The 16,820-nt window shown below is 59.9% G+C and carries 15 protein-coding genes and 1 pseudogene; 6 read left to right on the plus strand and 10 right to left on the minus strand.

All coding sequences use genetic code 11. From position 1 onward, the window contains the following. Positions 1–1,161 precede the first annotated feature (1,161 nt). Together AC1DM5_RS36015 and AC1DM5_RS36020 are read right to left on the minus strand one after the other, a co-directional pair. Positions 1,162–1,326, minus strand: a complete 165-nt coding sequence (locus tag AC1DM5_RS36015) for a hypothetical protein (RefSeq protein WP_477824400.1) — start codon at positions 1,324–1,326, stop codon at positions 1,162–1,164. A gap of 188 nt (positions 1,327–1,514) precedes the next feature. Beyond that, positions 1,515–2,420, minus strand: a complete 906-nt coding sequence (locus AC1DM5_RS36020) for a LysR family transcriptional regulator (RefSeq protein ID WP_477976890.1) — start codon at positions 2,418–2,420, stop codon at positions 1,515–1,517. A 212-nt stretch (positions 2,421–2,632) separates the two neighbouring features. Between AC1DM5_RS36020 and AC1DM5_RS36025 the strand changes: the two genes are divergently transcribed. Together AC1DM5_RS36025 and zwf are read left to right on the plus strand one after the other, a co-directional pair. Next, positions 2,633–2,809, plus strand: a complete 177-nt coding sequence (locus AC1DM5_RS36025) for a helix-turn-helix domain-containing protein (RefSeq protein WP_477824223.1) — start codon at positions 2,633–2,635, stop codon at positions 2,807–2,809. 497 nt (positions 2,810–3,306) lie between these two features. Next, a complete protein-coding gene (zwf, locus tag AC1DM5_RS36030) occupies positions 3,307–4,776 on the plus strand; it encodes a glucose-6-phosphate dehydrogenase (RefSeq protein WP_477824224.1) in 1,470 nt (489 codons plus the stop codon). Between the two features lie 716 nt (positions 4,777–5,492). Here zwf and AC1DM5_RS36035 read toward each other — a convergent pair. Next, a complete protein-coding gene (locus AC1DM5_RS36035; RefSeq protein ID WP_477824225.1) occupies positions 5,493–5,696 on the minus strand; it encodes a hypothetical protein in 204 nt (67 codons plus the stop codon). A gap of 175 nt (positions 5,697–5,871) precedes the next feature. On the opposite strand from AC1DM5_RS36035, the pseudogene AC1DM5_RS36040 reads away from it, so the two are divergent. Continuing rightward, a pseudogene (locus tag AC1DM5_RS36040) lies at positions 5,872–5,990 on the plus strand (IS66 family transposase); the annotation flags it as partial. Positions 5,991–6,020: 30 nt separating this feature from the next. On the opposite strand, the gene AC1DM5_RS36045 reads toward AC1DM5_RS36040, so the two are convergent. From AC1DM5_RS36045 to AC1DM5_RS36070, 6 genes are all read right to left on the minus strand, one after another. Beyond that, entirely contained in the window at positions 6,021–6,560 is a 540-nt protein-coding gene (locus tag AC1DM5_RS36045; protein WP_477824226.1) for a LysR substrate-binding domain-containing protein, read from the minus strand. A 63-nt stretch (positions 6,561–6,623) separates the two neighbouring features. Beyond that, positions 6,624–7,235: a TetR family transcriptional regulator gene (locus AC1DM5_RS36050; protein WP_477824227.1), complete on the minus strand. Its 612-nt coding sequence runs from the start codon at positions 7,233–7,235 to the stop codon at positions 6,624–6,626. 67 nt (positions 7,236–7,302) lie between these two features. Further along, positions 7,303–8,580: an alpha/beta hydrolase gene (locus AC1DM5_RS36055; RefSeq protein WP_477824228.1), complete on the minus strand. Its 1,278-nt coding sequence runs from the start codon at positions 8,578–8,580 to the stop codon at positions 7,303–7,305. A gap of 1 nt (position 8,581) precedes the next feature. After that, positions 8,582–11,632 (minus strand): efflux RND transporter permease subunit, encoded by a 3,051-nt coding sequence (locus tag AC1DM5_RS36060; RefSeq protein WP_477824229.1) that lies wholly within the window; start codon positions 11,630–11,632, stop codon positions 8,582–8,584. Further along, entirely contained in the window at positions 11,629–12,726 is a 1,098-nt protein-coding gene (locus AC1DM5_RS36065; RefSeq protein ID WP_477824230.1) for an efflux RND transporter periplasmic adaptor subunit, read from the minus strand. The genes AC1DM5_RS36060 and AC1DM5_RS36065 overlap by 4 nt, the downstream gene beginning before the upstream one ends. A 1-nt stretch (position 12,727) precedes the next feature. Further along, positions 12,728–13,792, minus strand: a complete 1,065-nt coding sequence (locus AC1DM5_RS36070; protein WP_477976888.1) for an efflux RND transporter periplasmic adaptor subunit — start codon at positions 13,790–13,792, stop codon at positions 12,728–12,730. Between the two features lie 179 nt (positions 13,793–13,971). Between AC1DM5_RS36070 and AC1DM5_RS36075 the strand changes: the two genes are divergently transcribed. The 3 genes from AC1DM5_RS36075 to AC1DM5_RS36085 all read left to right on the plus strand — a co-directional run bounded on the left by AC1DM5_RS36075 (position 13,972) and on the right by AC1DM5_RS36085 (position 16,139). Next, on the plus strand, positions 13,972–14,664 hold the full coding sequence (locus AC1DM5_RS36075) for a TetR/AcrR family transcriptional regulator (RefSeq protein WP_477824232.1): 693 nt from the start codon (positions 13,972–13,974) through the stop codon (positions 14,662–14,664). 137 nt (positions 14,665–14,801) lie between these two features. Beyond that, the gene (locus tag AC1DM5_RS36080; RefSeq protein ID WP_477824233.1) at positions 14,802–15,245 is read left to right on the plus strand and encodes a hypothetical protein; all 444 of its coding nucleotides are present in this window, start codon (positions 14,802–14,804) and stop codon (positions 15,243–15,245) included. A gap of 687 nt (positions 15,246–15,932) precedes the next feature. Next, entirely contained in the window at positions 15,933–16,139 is a 207-nt protein-coding gene (locus AC1DM5_RS36085; protein WP_477824234.1) for a hypothetical protein, read from the plus strand. A gap of 51 nt (positions 16,140–16,190) precedes the next feature. On the opposite strand, the gene AC1DM5_RS36090 is transcribed toward AC1DM5_RS36085, so the two are convergent. After that, positions 16,191–16,745 carry a DUF982 domain-containing protein gene (locus tag AC1DM5_RS36090; protein ID WP_477824235.1) on the minus strand — a complete coding sequence of 185 codons (555 nt, stop codon included), beginning with the start codon at positions 16,743–16,745 and terminating at the stop codon, positions 16,191–16,193. Positions 16,746–16,820: the final 75 nt, after the last annotated feature.

The following is a 16,820-nucleotide window of genomic DNA, read 5'->3' on the forward strand; positions in this document are numbered from 1 at the left end:
AAACGACGGAGACCGCGGACGGAGACCGCGCGTCAGAGGAGGATCTGCGGGCAACGATCGATGCCCATAAAATCCTGAAGCTCAATGGCTTCTGTTAGGTGCGATACACACTGGCCGCCTCAACCCATATCGCTTTCGTAGCCCTTTCTCCGCTGGCATGCTCGGCAGCAGATGCGTGGCCAGACAAGCTGTTCCCAAATTCTCAGCAGTGCGCGTTCGCGGAAGGCGGCATATCCTAAGACGTCGATGACAAGAGAATTGTGATTTCGGCAAGGATATTTGGGTAATATCAGGATCGGGGGCAACCCAAATCGATGATGGTGGTTAGATCGCTGCCTATTGGAGCGACGAACATTTATACGCGCGGCATGATACGATTTTCGCGCGGCAGCCGAGGCTTGAGTGGGCCCGAACCCTGGCAGACTCTTCATCCACCCGCTTCGGAAGACACCCAAGAATGGTAGGTAAACCGCTCGTTTTGCAGCTAGCAGTTTGGGCCTGCTTTAGTGCATTTGTCGTGTGCTTCGCGATCGGTTTTTGGGTCATTATCCGGGTGTTAGGCGAAACCGGCTGCTTGGTCGATAAGCCAGGAGACGAAGGCCTAAGTCGCCGGGAACGACAGGCGCGCAAGCGCAGCCGCTTCGAGAGGTACTACGTCGCCGATGAGTTTCGTTCCTTGCGCAAAGCAGCCACTGTCGCGCGGACAGGATTGGTTCTGTCCTTTGCTTCCCTTCTGGTCCTGGGCTTATTGTTTGGTGAAACAGCGTCTCATTAGGGTTGAACAGTGCTTCCGGGAGACATCGGCACGCCTCGAAGCGGTCGAGCTTGCCGAGTTGCTGCGAGGCAAAGTGGCGTAATCGACATTTCGGCCTGCAGACAAAGAAGCGTATCGGAGCTTTCAGCATAGCGTCCGCGTCAAAGGTGCGGGACAGACTACCCTTCTGCGCGCCCGAGCGCCGGAAAGCGGGAATTCGCGTCACACGAGGCGTGAGGAAGGGCAGCCGCAGGAGCGTTAGCGGTGCGAAGCAGACGCGGGACCGACTGCCCCACGAGCTCGTGTTCCGCTTTCTGGCCGGGCGCACCTCGCGTACCTTTTGCAATCGTTAGCCGGCCCCTTTGTCCCTCACCTGGCCCGCTCAAGCGCGTGCAATAATTGCTGCGTCACTGCTTTCTTCCGTCGTTACTGCGCGTTGCCTTCAACTTGCTCTCGGCCTCGATGATCGCCTCGTCGATCAGTTCGACCACTTTGCCAAGCGTTGGGCTTTTCTCGGCGATCGGTCTGGCAGACTTTAGATGTTGAAGAACGCGTTCCAATCGTTCCGACATGTCATCTCCATGCGAACGGAAACCTAGTTGGATTGTAGCATTAGGAGACATTCCGGTGACCCTATGCTTTCGATGGTGGTATCGGCATCACGGCCACAACCAAGTCGGCATGGCAGTCGCAAGAATGGAGGGCTATATTTGAGTGCGATGCACAGTAAAGGAATGGTCACCAGAAATCTCCGGCCCCCTCACCTGCCCGGCCGCGCCAGCGATCGCGCAATATCGATGATGTCGTCGCGCGAGGCGGTTGGATCTTCTCTGTTCCAAGCGACACCGAGCCCGATCTTGAAATCGATGCCCCTCACCTTCTTCAGCTCGAAACCGCGGTTCGGCAGATCCTGCGTCCATTCCGGCACGAAGCCGATGCCAAGACCGGCTGAGACCAGTGACACCAGCGAGAACGTGTCGTCGCAGGTGTATGCGACATTGTCGGTCAGATCATGCTCCTCGAACTTTTCCGCAAAATAGCGCTCGCTGTAGGAGAGATTCTGACGGGAGAACGAGATGATCTTCTCACTGCGCAGATCCTCGATGTCGATCTCGCTCTTCAACGATAGAGGGCTCTCCTTGGCGACCGCCAGCAGGTAGCGTTCATGGGCAATCGAGAAGAAGCGCAGCGAGCCGATATTCTCCACCGGCCTGATGAAGCCGAGATTGATGCGGCCTGCCTCGATATGGCGGATGATGTCATCGGTGGTGCCGCTTTCGATATGCAGGCGGATATCGGGATATTTGCGGGCAATGCGCGCAAGGAAGGCCGGCAGCACGCCGATKGTGGCGGGATAGACGGTGCCGATCGCAATCTTCCGCGTGGTCTTGCCGGCAATCGAGCGGGCGATCTCCCTCGACAGATCCACTTCGCTCAGGATCCGGACAGCACGCTCGTAGTAGGCCGCCCCTGCCCTTGTCAGTTCCACCCGCCGTGTCGTGCGGAGGAACAGCTGCACGCCGAGTTCCTTCTCGAGCGCCATCACCTGGTTCGACAAAGCTGGCTGGGCGATATGCACCTTTGCTGCCGCCCTGCCGAAATGCAGCTCCTCGGCCACCGCGACGAAGTAGGATAGCTGGCGTAGTTCCGTGCAATTTACTCCGATGGCAGCTGGTGAGCATAGAAATGCGTGCCGGGCGCAAAATACGCCCAGTTAGAGCCACATTCATTGATGGAGCCATAAATACAGTGTATCTATAATAATACGAAGTCTACGTCAATACCCTGTATCGAAATAAATATGAGGTCGCGGTGAATCCTGCTCAAGCTCGAGCTGCACGTGCCATGTTGAAGCTTGGCGTACGAGAAGTCGCCGGGTTGGCGAAGGTCACTGCCAATACCGTGAGCCGTGTCGAGCAGGACGATATTGGGCCCCGCGGTCCGCAGCCTGTCACAATCGAAGCGATCAAACGTGTCTATCAGGAGCGCGGCATCATATTTCTGGACGAGGGAGCCTCCCCAAGTGGCGGCAAAGGCGTGCGCCTCGAAAAGTAGTCGCCTCGATTACAGTATGGCCGTCTTGATAGGGTTCGAACTCGTGACCGTCCTGTTGGCCTGAATACGCAGCAAGGTTCGACGGTTTCAATGGCTGGCTGGCGGTGGCGTCACCTCCGGATGGCACGCTGCCCTGACTGCAAACCTCGATCTTTGACAAACGGCATTCAAAGGCAACTGATATCGAAGCCCCGAGTGCTGTCAGCTTTGGATTTGCTGTCAATAATCGCCCTGCGCCTCTGAGTTGGGTCATCTTACTGACTGAGGTGCTCAAGACATTGCTATCAAGAAAGTCGACAAGGAGCGACCGAAGTCGCTAAGACGCGGCACTTCGGGACGGTATTGCCGCCCCTTGCTCCGCACCTCAATCCATGCCTCTATTTAACCTTAGAGGGGTGAGCTTCAACGTCATGGCATCACGCACGAAGATAGCCGCTTCGCGGCAGCGCGGAGCTGGGGTCGACCTCCATCCCCAAGGGACAACGGAAGACTTGAGGATGAGTGTTTTGCGCAAGAATTCAACTCGGGTTGGCCCCGGCTATCCACAGGTCGTTGTGCTCGTCGGCGCAACGGGCGATCTCTCAAGGCGCAAGCTACTGACCGGGCTGTTCCACCTCACCAATGCGGGCTTCATCCCAGGGTGCCGCATTATCGGCGTCTCGCTCGACGACATCGATGCCGATGCCTTCCGCACCATCGCCCGTGACTCGCTGGACAAGTTCTTGACTCGCAAGTTCTCGCAGTCCGAATGGGAAGCGTTTGCCGCATCGCTCGACTACGTCCCGCTCGCTGCCGGCGCCAATGCTCTCAAGGAAGCGGTCGACAGGGCCGAGGAAGGACTGGGCGCCGAGACGCGGCGCGTGCATTATTTATCCGTGCCACCAAGTGCCGCCCTTCTGGCCGTGCAACTCCTCGCCCAGGCTAAGCTGACTGAACGCTCCCGCATCATCATGGAAAAGCCCTTCGGCACGGACCTTGCCAGTGCCGTTGCGCTGAACAAGAAGTTGCACGAAGTGTTCGACGAGAAGCAGATATTCCGCATCGACCATTTCCTCGGCAAGGAGCCGGCGCAAAACATCCTGGCCTTCCGATTTGCCAATGGCCTGTTCGAACCGATCTGGAACCGCAATTTCATCGACCATGTGCAGATCGACGTTCCGGAGACGCTCGGCCTTTCCACCCGTGCCGCCTTTTACGAGACCACCGGCGCCTATCGTGACATGGTGGTGACCCACCTCTTCCAGATCCTCGGCTTCATGGCGATGGAGCCGCCTACTGCCCTTGAGCCTGCGCCAATCTCGGAAGAGAAGAACAAGGTGTTCCGCTCCATGTTGCCGATTGAGCCGCGGGACGTGGTGCGCGGTCAATACATTGGCTACCGTAGTGAGCCTGGCGTCGATCCCGAAAGCGACACTGACACCTTCATCGCCCTAAAATGCGCCATCGACAATTGGCGCTGGGCTGGCGTGCCCTTCTACCTGCGTACCGGCAAGCGCATGGCCGAGGGGCAGCGCATTATTTCGATCGCATTCCGCGAGCCCCCGAAATCGATGTTCCCTGCCGGCTCTGGCGTGGGGGCACAGGGCCCTGACCACCTCACCTTCGACCTTGCTGATGCCTCCAAGGTCTCGCTTTCCTTCTATGGCAAGCGCCCTGGACCGGGCTTCCGGCTCGACAAGCTCTCGCTGCAATTCGCCATGAGCGAAACCGGCCTGATTGGCGAAGTTCTGGAGGCTTATGAGCGTCTGATCCTCGACGCCATGCGCGGTGACCACACGCTGTTCACTACGGCCGAGGGTATTGAGCGGCTCTGGGAGGTTTCCCAACCTCTCCTCGATAACCCGCCGCCCGTACGCCTCTACGACCAGGGCGGCTGGGGGCCGAAGTCGATCCACCAACTCGTTGCCCCGCACGCTTGGCGCCTACCGTTCGAGCGCGCCTGGAGGGATGCGGCAAAGCGTGATTGACGGTCAATAGTTGGATCGATGCCGGCGACCAGAATGGCGCCGACCAATTGCGAAAAATCCCAATACAATGACGTTGTCAGAGATGTGCGGGAAACCGAGTTTCGACCGAGGCCCATCCCGTCGCAGCTTTTTTCCAACGTTTTGTCGAACGCCCTTCGCAGTAGCGGACCACTTGCGTCGGACGCAAGGCTACGAGGAATGCGCCATCATTGCCTGGCAGGCCATGCGGTTCACTGCCGATCCGCCAGGATCGACCAGCATACAAATAAGCGTATCGGAGGTTTCAGCATAGCGACACGTCAAACGCGCGGGAAAGCGGGATTCGCGTCACACGAGGGCGTGAGGAAGGGCAGCCGCAGGAGCTTCAGCGTGAGCGGTGCGCAGCAGGAGCGGAACCGACTGCCCAACGACCGAGTGTTCCGCTTTCGGACCGGGATCGCCATTTAATTGAGATTCTCGCAATCAACGGCCCCCTCCCTCCCCCCTCACCGGCCTGGCTCGCACCAGCGAGCGAGCGATATCGATGATGTCGTCGCGGGAGGCGGTCCGATCTTCGCTGTTCCAAGCGACACCGAGCCCGATCTTGAAATCGACACCTTAAACCTTCTTAGGCTCAAAGCCGTGGTTCAGCAGCCGGATGTACGCGGGCAGCAACCCAGACCGTTCTCGCGCATTTAGCCTACGCTATCGCAATCGGCCCGAACATGAGCTTGACCTCACAGCGACGAGCCAAGTTGAATAAAAAGAGAACCGTTCGCGACCTCAATCTTCTTTAGGAGGTCCGCGCTGACCTCATCTCGAGTGACTGCTTTAAAGTGCCGCCATTTCTGTTTTCTGGCGTTTGCAGGCACCGCCACGCCTTCCCGCAAAAAGAGCGTCACGTCCGGCTCGTCATCTGATTTGTAGATGCAGATCCTCATCGTTGGCCCTCCGTCTCGCACTGCAAAATATTGTGCGCCGCAAAATCAACGATTGCAAATTTTCTTTCGCCGGATAAGTGAAAATCATGGTCTTCCGACCGTTAACCTCGCAATTGCGACTGTATGCTAGGCTCGAGCGGTATGGGTTGAAGCCGAACCACCCTGCGCGGTCGGCGTCGAGAGAACCATCCGGCCGATAACGCTCAACCGAAAGAATGCTCTCTTCGCCGGGCATGACATGGCGCAGAGAATTGGGCGACCATCGCCTCGCTGATCGAGACGTGCAAGCTCAATATTGGCCCGAAGCGGACGAATGACAGCGGTTCACGTCATCGTGGTTTCGCTGCGGCAGACATCGATGAATGCACGCAGCGGCGTGGACGTGAAGCGCCTTGGATAGTAGAGGCGTGGCCCCTCCTGCTCAGCCCACCAGTCGGGCAAGACGGGAACCAAAGTCCCGGCACGGAAGTCATCGTCAAGCCAGTTGCGGAACGTGCCGATGATGCCCAGTCCGGCTTGGGCGTAGCTCAATCCCGTGTTCAATGCGTTCACGCTCAGAACCAGGTGCGTCAAAGGCTTCACGTTTGCCGTTTTGTCTGCGTTTCGCAACGCCCAGGGAAGGAGCGGTCTGCCGGGCAACCTGTATCGGATCGCGTAGTGGTCCGTCAGTTGGGCTGGATTTTCAGGTTGATCGTGCTTCTCGATGTAGGACGGTGCCGCTGCAAGCGCCATCTGCTGGAGACGAGGACCAATCGGAATGGAGATCATGTCTTTCTCGATAGACCCGCCATAGCGGATGCCCGCGTCGCCTTGCCGGTCGCCAGCCCACTCGCGATCACGTTGATCGGCGGTGCACGACAACATTCGCGGCCGGCTCCCCCGCGACCTTAGTTTCCGCAATTATTCTTTGGTTGTCGCTGTCCATCATCATGAAATTTCGCGGAGACCTGCCACTGCAAAGGAAACGAGTTCGAGGGCTGTTAGCTCACAGTCGCTCGAAGGCACCGCTCCAATAACTCTAGGATCCCAAAGGGCGATGATTGACGCGCAAAAGCACGAAGCGGCCATGTCAACATTCCGCGGAGCAAACTCATTCGTCGCGATGCCAGCGCGGATGAGGGCGCCCACATAGCTTCGGAATCGCTTCAGATAGTGCTCGAAGGACGACCAACCGCCTTCCGCGGCAAGAACAACGAGCTTGAACATATGGCCGTCCTCGTGACGGGCCTTCAGCATCGAATCATGTTGTCCGAGCGCGGTTTCACTCAGGCAACGCGCTGCACTCACAAGCTCACCATCGACAGACGAGCTGAATCGGAGATCAGTTTCGAAAAAATTCCCGGCAATGGCATTCCAAATCGCCGCCTTGGAGGGGAAGATTTTGTACACGCTCGCCGGCGATTTCCCCAGCAGTCGAGCGATATCGGCGACGTTTGTTTTCGACGGTCCGTACAGCCGGCACGCTGCCGTGCCGGCTTCGACGATCGAGGAGCGATAGCGGGCCTGTAGCCGGTTTCCTACAGTCGTGCCAACTTCCATTTGCCAATCCTATCTCGTCCATATCATGGGCGGGTCTCAGACAGCGTCTGAGCGAGGCGGTTGACGCTCAATACGCAATCTGCCCATCCGCCATCTTCGCCCCACTCGACGAGAGCTCCCGCTTCAGGACCTCTCGTTCCTCCGGACTGATGACTGCGACCGGAGCCGCAACGGCCACACGCGCTGCGGAACCAGCGAAATTGGCCGCTGTCACGCCGATCTGGTCCGCAACGCTTGCCTTTCCGCCCTCCAGGCTCTGCCCTGCAAGGCGGCGCCCGAGCAGGCGTACGATCTCCGGACTGTCGGCGAAAGCATTGTGGCCGAGCGGATCGTTCGTCGCGATGGCGCTCGTGTCGATGACGGACACGCCGAGTTCGTCGAGAAGAGGCTCATAGGGTCTGAGATCGGACCCGCCGACACGGCTCACGCCACCCGATAGCCAGCCCGACATCTCCAGCGCCTTGTCGCGTGTCGACGTCAGGATGACAAAGTGCGGCCGCTTCGGTCCCATCTCAGTGAACTGGCGACGAAACACGTCGATATCGATGTCCGGCGATGCGAGAACGACGTTCTTTACCTTCGTCGGGATTGACTTCTCGCGCATAGCGACGCCGCGCAGCGCCTCGGCCGCAAGCCAGCCGCCCATGGAATGGGCGAGGATCGTCACATCGGAGACGTCCGGACTGTTGACCGCCTGAAGGATCAGATCCTCCAGAGCGCGACGCGAATAGTTGGCGCTCTCCTTGTCGTAGAGGTAGTCGAAGACACGGCCCCTTGATGGCCAGGTGAAGAGGATCGGTGCGGCATCGGTTCCAGAATCATGGACGATCTGCGCGAAGCGGAAGACGGCGTCGGCATAGGTGTTGTTAAATCCATGAACGAAGATGACGACCTGGTGCTTCTTGTTTCGATTTGCCCGGTACCAGTCGAAGGCCTGCCCTTCGGACTGAACCTTGGCGACCTTCGTGACCGCGAACTCCTTTTGCGGATTGGGCGGCATCCGGGACGGCCATTGCACCTCGCCGATCTTGCGGTTCCGGTCAGGCGGAATGGACACGTCGACGCTGTTGAGGGAGATCGCAGTCCCGCGGTCCCCGGAATAGAGCTTGCCGGGATCCTCCGAAGCCTTGCGCGTCGTGGCGACCAGCATGGTGACCCTAGTGGTGCCGGTCGGAGCCACGGCGAGAGGCTGGAGGACATCCTGCACCCGGCCGGCACAGCCCGATGTAGCGATTGATAGGGCCAAAAGAACCGGAACGGCCCGACCCATGCGGCCGGCAATCGCCGTGGTGAATCCATGCCCGGCGAGACCCCGGGCACCGGGATGGGAGAGGAATGTTGTCATCTCAGTTCTGCTCGACTTCGCGGGGAATCCGGAACCAGGTGACGTAGAGCGCCGGCAGGAAGAGAAGTGTCAGCGCCGTGCCGACGACGATCCCGCCCATCATCGCGTAGGCCATGGGACCCCAGAAGATCTCGTGCGAGATCGGAATGAGGGCCAGCGTCGCGGCTGCGGCGGTGAGCATGATCGGCCGCATGCGGTGTTCGGCCGCCTCCACCACCGCCTTCCACGCCGACATTCCCTCTGCGCGCAACTCCTCGATCTGCACGATCAGGATCACCGAGTTGCGGATGAGGATGCCGACGAGCGCGAGCACGCCCAGCAGCGCCACGAACCCGAGGGGCGAGTTGCTGGCGAGCAGCGCCACGACGACGCCGATGAGGGCCAGCGGTGCGACCGAGAAGACCAGGAACAGCCTGTGGAAGCTTTGAAGCTGGATCATCAGCAGCGTCGCCATGACGACGAACATGGCTGGTGCCACCTTCGCGATCGGACCCTGCGACTTGGCGCTTTCCTCGACCGCCCCGCCGATCTTGACCGAATACCCGGCCGGCAGGGTCTTTTCGAAGGCCGAAACCTTCTCAGAGAGCGCCTTCACAACGGTCGCCGGCTGCGTTGCATCGCCGATCCCGGCCTTGATGGTGATCGTCGGAATTCTGTCGCGCCGCCAGATTGTCGGCTGTTCGAGCTCATAGCGGAAGGTTGCGACCGATGATAGCGGCACCGATTGACCGCTGCTGGTCTGCAGTTGCAGGTCAAGCAGGGTGTCGATCGAGCCACGCTCCTTTTTCGCGGCCCGGCCGATGACATCGACCAGATAGATGTCATCGCGAACCTGCGTCACGGCATTTCCCTGGACGACGGTATTGAGCGCCACGGCGATGTCCTCAGACGAGACACCGAGCTGCCTCGCCTTATCCTGCAGCACGTCTATCTTGACGACACGAGCCGGCTCGTTCCAGTCGAAGGCAAGGTTCCGGAGAGAGGGATCGGTGCCGACGATAGAGCCCAGTTTCTGCGCCAGATCGCGCACCGTTTGCAGATTTTCGCCGGAAACCCGGTACTGGATCGGCTTGCCGACCGGAGGTCCGATGTCCAGAAGCTTCACGTAGGCGTCCGTCCCCGGAAAGGTCTTCTGAAGGTAGGTTTCCATCTGCTGTTTCAGCTTGTCGCGATCGTCGAGTCCCTTGGTGACGATGATCGTCTGGCCGAAAGAAACGTCTGCCGGCTGCACGTCGAAGGAAAGGACAAAGCGCGGCGCGCCCCTTCCCACATATGTCGACCAATGCTCGACGCCAGGGTTGTTCGTCAGCATCTCTCGCTCGAACTGGGCCATCTGGCGGCTGGTTTCCGCAATCGAACTGTTCTGCGGCAGGTTCCAGTCGACGATCAGTTCCGGACGGTCGGAGCTCGGGAAAAACTGCTGTTGTACCATCGACAGACCGACGACCGATCCGGCGAAGAGAAGAACCGTAGCGACGATCGTCATCCAGCGCCAACGCAGGCAGAATTGCAGCAGGCTTGAAAACGCCTTCGCGAAGCGGCCCTTGTGCTCGGCATGCTTCTTCATCGACTTCGGTAGAATGGTCACACCGATCAGCGGCGTGAACACGACCGCGACCACCCACGAAACGATCAGCGAAACTACAATGACGACAAAAAGCGTGAAGGTGAACTCGCCGGCATTGCTCCTGTTGAAAGCGACGGGGATGAAGCCCGCAACCGTAACCAGAGTACCGGTCAGCATCGGAAAGGCCGTCGATGTGTAGACGTAGGTGGCAGCTTTCGTGAGACTGTCGCCCGCTTCCAGGCGTGCAACCATCATCTCGACCGCGATCATGGCGTCGTCAACGAGGAGGCCGAGCGCGATGATCAACGCTCCGAGCGAGATGCGCTGCAGCGAAATGCCGGTGTAGAACATGACCATGAAGGTGATGGCGAGAACAAGCGGGATCGCGATTGCCACCACCAGGCCGGCCCTCATCCCCAGGCTGATGAAACTGATGGCGAGCACGATCGCGACCGCCTCGAACAGGGCCTTGGTGAAGCCCCCGACAGCCTCCTCGACCACCTTCGGCTGGTCGGAGACCTGTTCGACGGCGACGCCGACGGGAAGCTCCTGGATGATTTTGGTCATCGTCTTTTCAAGCGCTTCGCCGAAGGCAAGCAGGTTGCCGCCCGTCTTCATACCGATCGCCAGCCCGATCGCCGGCTTTCCGTTGAAGCGGAAGAGCGACGTCGGCGGATCGACATAGCCTCGGGTGATCGTGGCGACGTCGGTCAGCGGGAAGAAGCGGTCGTTGACCCGAAGATTGATCCCACGCAGGGTGTCTTCAGAAATGAACCGGCCGCCGACCCGCAGAGCGACTCGCTCCGGCCCCGTTTCGACAAAACCGGACTGGGTGACGGCGTTTTGCGCCTGCAGCGTGGCGATGATGGCCGAGCGGTCGATGCCGAGGGCGGCGATCTTGCGAGTGGAGAATTCGAGGTAGATTACCTCGTCCTGCGCACCGACGATGTCGACCTTGCCGACGTCGGGGATCTTGAGGATCTGCGTTCGGGCGTTCTCGGCGAAATCGCGCAATTCCCTCTGAGTGAGACCGTTGCCGGTGAAGGCGAAGATGTTGCCGTAGACGTCGCCGAACTGGTCGTCGAAGAAGGGTCCGACAACGCCTTGAGGGAATTCGTGCTTAATATCGTCGATCAGGTTGCGGACGCGCGACCAGGTGGGCTTTACATCGCGCGCGTTGGTGTCCGGCAACAGGTCGACGAAGACAATCGTCTGACCCGCGGTGGTGATGCTTCTCGTATGTTCGAGATTATCGAGTTCCTGCAGCTTCTTTTCGATGCGGTCGGTAACTTGCTGCGTCACCTCCGCGGCCGAAGCGCCCGGCCACTGGGCCTGGATCACCATCGTCTTGATCGTGAAGGACGGATCTTCTTCACGGCCGAGCCCGAGATAGGCAAAGGGGCCCGCCACCGCGAACATGATCATGAAATACCAGACAAGCGAACGGTGCTCGAGCGCCCAGTCCGAAAGGTTGAATTTGTTCACGGGCGTGGCTCCTGTCCGAGTTGCACTTTCTGTCCATCGGTGAGGTCATCGACTCCGGCGATGACGATCTCCTCCCCTTCCCGCAGGCCCGATTGCACCAGGACGGAACGGGGGGCGGACGCCGGGCCATCGAGTTCAACCGCCCTCAGGACGACCTGAGCGGTGGCGCGATCCACCACCCATACCTGGCTGGTACCGCCTTCATGGCGGACGGCGGAGAGCGGCAGCGTGATCGGCTGCTTCCTTTCTCCGATAAGCGGCGTCGCAGTGACCACGGCGCCAAGGCGGAAGATATCCGGCGCCTGATCGATCCCGATCTTCAGCCGATAGGTGCGAGTGCTGGGATCGGCCTGCGGCGCGATCTCGCGGACCACGCCAGTGGCCTGGATCCTGTTGTCGAGCTGGAGGGCGACCTTGAAGCGGTCGTCCAGGCGAACACGATTGAACTGCGCTTCCGGCACATCGACGACCACGTCGCGCTGCTCGAGGCGCGCCAATTTCAGGACGGGCTGGCCGGCCGAAACAGTCTGACCCATTTCCGCGGACGTGGCGGTCACAACGCCGTCGAACTCGGCCCTCAGCTCAGCGTAGCCTAGCTGCTCGCGCGCCTTCGCAAGGCTGGCCGTCGCTTTCGCGGCATTGGCGGTAGCCGATTTGAGCTGCTGTTCGGCAAGATCGTGCTCGGCAACGCTTGCCGCATTGCTCTGGACGAGCCGTCGCTTGCGTGTTTCCGTCGTCGCGGCATTTTCCAACTGCGCCTGGGCGTTGCGCAGTTCGGCTTGCGCACTCTTGACTGCGAGCTGCAGAGTGAGGGGATCGATTTCCGCCAGGACATCGCCCTTGTGGACGAGATCGCCGACGTCGACCTTGCGGGACACCATTCGCCCGAGCGTCCGAAACGCCAGGTCAGTCTCGATGCGGGCTCGCACTACGCCGGGCGAGCTTGGGATTTTGTCCTGTTCGGCCGCAGCCATGACGACTTTGACAGGTCGGGGAGCCGTCTCCTGCCTTGCGACAGAGTTCTGATCGCAGCCTGCAAGCAGCGACAGTGACAGAAGAAGCGGGAGAGAGGTACATATGCGGTTGAGGGTCATCTCACTTGCCTTCCCAGGCGACTGCCTGGCCTTCCTTGAGGAATTTTCCGCCTTCGGTGACGATCAAGTCGTCTGCGGCGACGCCTTCGGTGACGACGAAATCGCTCTGTCGGTATCGGTCGACCGAAATCGTCCGAAGCGAAACGGATTGCTTTTGGGTGTTGACGAGCCACACGGCGGGTTGGCCTGCGGCTGATGCAATCGCGGTATAGGGCAGCACGATGCCGTCGCGCGGCGAGGCGCGCAGCTTGCCCACGACAGGCGTTCCGAGCGGCCATCGCGCGCCCTCCTGGAGCCCCACCTTGATCCGGATCGTGCCTGCCTTCGCGTCTATGACGGGCGAGACCTCGCGGATGCTGGCGTGGACGTCGCCCGCGGGGTCGGAGACCGGTGCGACCTCAACGTCGTTCAGCGGCAGGCCGTCCAGAAAGAATGCCTCGAAGACATCGAACACTGCGTCTCGGGGGCCGTCATGGGCGAGCGTGAAGGCCGACTGCGCTGCTGATACAACCTGCCCGGCTTCGATGCCGCGTGCCGTGATGATACCGTCCGCGGCGGCCCTCAGCTCGGTGTAGGATAGCGCGTCCTCTGCCGTCGCGAGCGCGGCCTCGGCGGCCTCGAGGGAAGCCTGCGCGCTCAGCAGCTCCTTCTGCGCATCGTCAAAGACCGCCCGCGGAACAGCCTGTGACTGCAGGAGCGACTTCGCCCGGTCGAAGGCGAGTGTCTTCTGTCTGGCGACGGCCTGCGCCGACTCCAGCGCGGCGTGGGCGACGCTGACGTCGGCCTGTTGTTCGGTATCGTTGAGCCGCGCCAGAACATCGCCGGCGTGAACATGCGATCCGACGTCCACCTTCCTGTCAAGAACCCTGCCGCTGACGCGAAAGGAGAGTTCGGTCTGGACCCTTGCCTTCACCTCGCCGGTGAGTTCCGCACCCGGTTGATACTGACCCTTCGACGCAGCGACGACGCGGACCTGCTGCCGCGGCGGCGCCACTTCAGCCTTTTCTTCGCACGCAGCCAGAACTGCGCAGGCGAGACCAATTCCCAGCAATCGAAAGGACTGCATTTTTTGCTCCGGTACGGTTTGCGAAGAGAGCCGCATTGTCGATCGGCCAGCTTCAACTTGCTGCTGACAGGATATTTGCCAGATGTTGACAACGCCCACTTAGAGGCAAGAGTAGACAATGTCAACATCGCGCAGTCAAAAATGTTGACAAGAGCAACTTAAGAGCCTAGTGGACGAATATGACCCAAGATATTTCCACCACAGAGCAGCGGCCGTATCATCATGGCGACCTGCATAGGGCGATCGTAGGCGCCGCACTCGATGTCCTCAGCGAATCCCAGAGCACGGAATTTTCGCTGCGGGAGCTCGCCCGACGCGCAGGAGTCAGTCACAACGCCCCCTACAAACACTTCGCCGACAAGCGCGAATTGCTGGCCGCCGTCTCGGCGGTCGGATTCGAGCTCCTTGCGAAGCAGATGAGCGATGCGACGAAGGAACTCGACAGTCCGCGCGAGCGCCTAGCAGCTATCGCGCGCGCCTACGTTTGCGGCGGTGTCAACAATCCGGCGCTCTACAGACTGATGTTCGGGGGCTACCTTGGTGGCCAGGACGATGGGCGCCCTGCAATCGAAAGAACCGCAGCCCACAGCATGAAAGCACTTGTAGTAGAGGCGATATGCGACGGCGCTCTCGGGCGCCTCATTCCCAACACTGCGGCAAACACGCGTACGATCGATGGCGCCATTCTAATATTCTGGTCGCAAATGCATGGACTGACTTTGCTGCTGGTAGACGGCCTCGTCGGCCCTAGCGGCAAGATTGATGAGCTGAGCGAGGGCGTGTTGCAAGGCATGCTCGACGGATTGGCGAATTGCATCCCGGAAGTACCAGCTGGCGTGTGGGTAGGCCCACCGCCCGCCCCGGAACACTAAGCCTCGCGCCGGTAAGCCTTTGAATTCATGTCTAGCACGATTGGGCCTGGCACACATGGCATTGCAGCCCTCCCCGCCCATCCGCCCTGTATTTTACGTGTCGCGCGCGCCCGGCTCGTTTCGAAAGGAGAATTCTCGTGGACGCATACATCTCTGCTCTGATGGGACTCGCCGGAATCGCGATTGGCAGCCTGACCTCGTTTGCCACGACCTGGATGACGCATCGATCACAAGTGAAGGAAAAACAACGCGAGGCAGATGCTGCCAAACGCGAGAAGCTCTTTTCGGACTTCATAGCCGAGGCGACGCGGCTTTACGGCGACGCAATAAGCCACCAGAAGGACGACGTCTCCGACCTCGTGCTACTTTATGCACTGGTCGCCCAGATGCGGCTGATCTCAACCCGTCCGGTCGTGGACGCGGCCGAACTCGCGATGGCAAGGATCGTCGAGACCTACTTGACGCCCAATCGCTCGCTCTCTGAAATTCGGGATCTTGCGCGTTCCGGCGCGATGAACTTTCTCCTTGATTTTGGGGAGGCTTGCCGGACAGAACTGGCGGCAGGGCACCTGTCTTCCTGACAGGCAAGCGCAAGACCAAGCAAACTCACCCAAGCGTGCGGTGCTGAGTGAAATCGTTTCGGCCGGTGATCTTCTTTCAATCATCATCGGGCGGGCAATTGGATAGCGTGTGGAGCCGCTTGTCCCGACCAGGCACGATTTGCCGGCCGCCTGGGCTGCTCCATTGGCGGGCACCTCGTCGGCCGTCCGGTCTGGTGTCTCGACGCGGGTCTGGAGCCGTCTCTCCGTCTCTCGGGACGGCAACATACAGCTTCGCACCGTCTCATGGGACGAGCGACAGCTTGCCGTAAATCTCCCTGTAAAGGCCCCCGCAGCCCGTGAGCGACGGCTCGATACGGACCGAAGAATGTTTTTCCGGAGACGGATTCGAATTTCGCGAGGTTGCGTTCCACCTGGAGCAGTTCGTCGATCGGCGGCGAATGTCGGCAGATCCCAGACCCGGCCCCTTCGGCACTGCTGGCGATTCACGTGGTGGAGCGGGCTCTGGACCATCTTGTCCCGGAAAATCGCAAAGGTCGGCTTTCCACGGATGATACCCATAGAGCTCGTTGACCTCGTGGGGCGCGAGATTCCACCGCCAGCAAGGCGTTCGCCTTGCGTCCACCAAACCTAGACGCACGTATGATTCCGCGCACCACGTATCCTGGGCATCATCTGTCCATGGTCATGGAACCGATGGAGAACGGCATGTTCAAGCAGATACACGCACCATTCATGAAATCGAAAAACAAGATGGCATGGGCGCTTCACTTCAAAATCCCGCTCGCTGGAAGCAGCTACGTCTTTCGTGCCGGGTTGGCGCGAGACCAGCAGTCCGACATTGACGATCTGGCGGATTACTCTCGACGAGTCGATAATTTGCGCCGCTCGATCGAATTATCAGCGATCGCTTGAGGCAAACAGCGCCTTTGATCGTCGGAACTCAAAACAGGCTCCAGATGCCTGTCAAAAGCGAAATTGCTTTGGGCGAAAGCAGTCATTGGCATGCGTCTCGTCAAGGGACTTGCCGCGGCCGACGCTGCCCGCATCGTCGCTTCGCGCGCACGTATCGGTATCGCTGGCGTCTCTGCCGACATAGTAACATCGCGAAAGGCATGCTCTCTCGAACGTCCGGTTCCGATACAGCTTACGGACCTGGGTGCCTGAACCACGGCCGATTAGCGGGCGTGCGGTTTGCCCCCATTCGCCGAACCTCTGGGTTTTCGCGGTCCTTGCACGTCGTCGGGGCTGCCGCTCGTCGTCCGGCAGGACCTTGAAGCCAGCGTCTCTAGCGACGTTCACGAAGGCGCTCCTTGCTTTCGAGGCATCGTGATCGCCTTGCATAGCCCGAAGGCAGGTTGCGAGTGCGTGCTGCCAGCCTGTGTCGTTGGGCTTCTTTCGCCACTGGTTGGCCATCAGGATTCCCATAATGTCTTCCACCGTCCTCGCGATCCTGGGGCGATCCGACCCCGGCAGAAAAACGACGACCTCTCTAATCGGTATCGATGCGATGTAATCCATCACGGCACCTCCTAGCCAGTCTTGCTGGTCTTCAGATCTCCTTCGATCGACTTCCGCAGGGCATCCATGATGTTG

Source organism: Rhizobium sp. 01T437 (assembly GCF_056398505.1).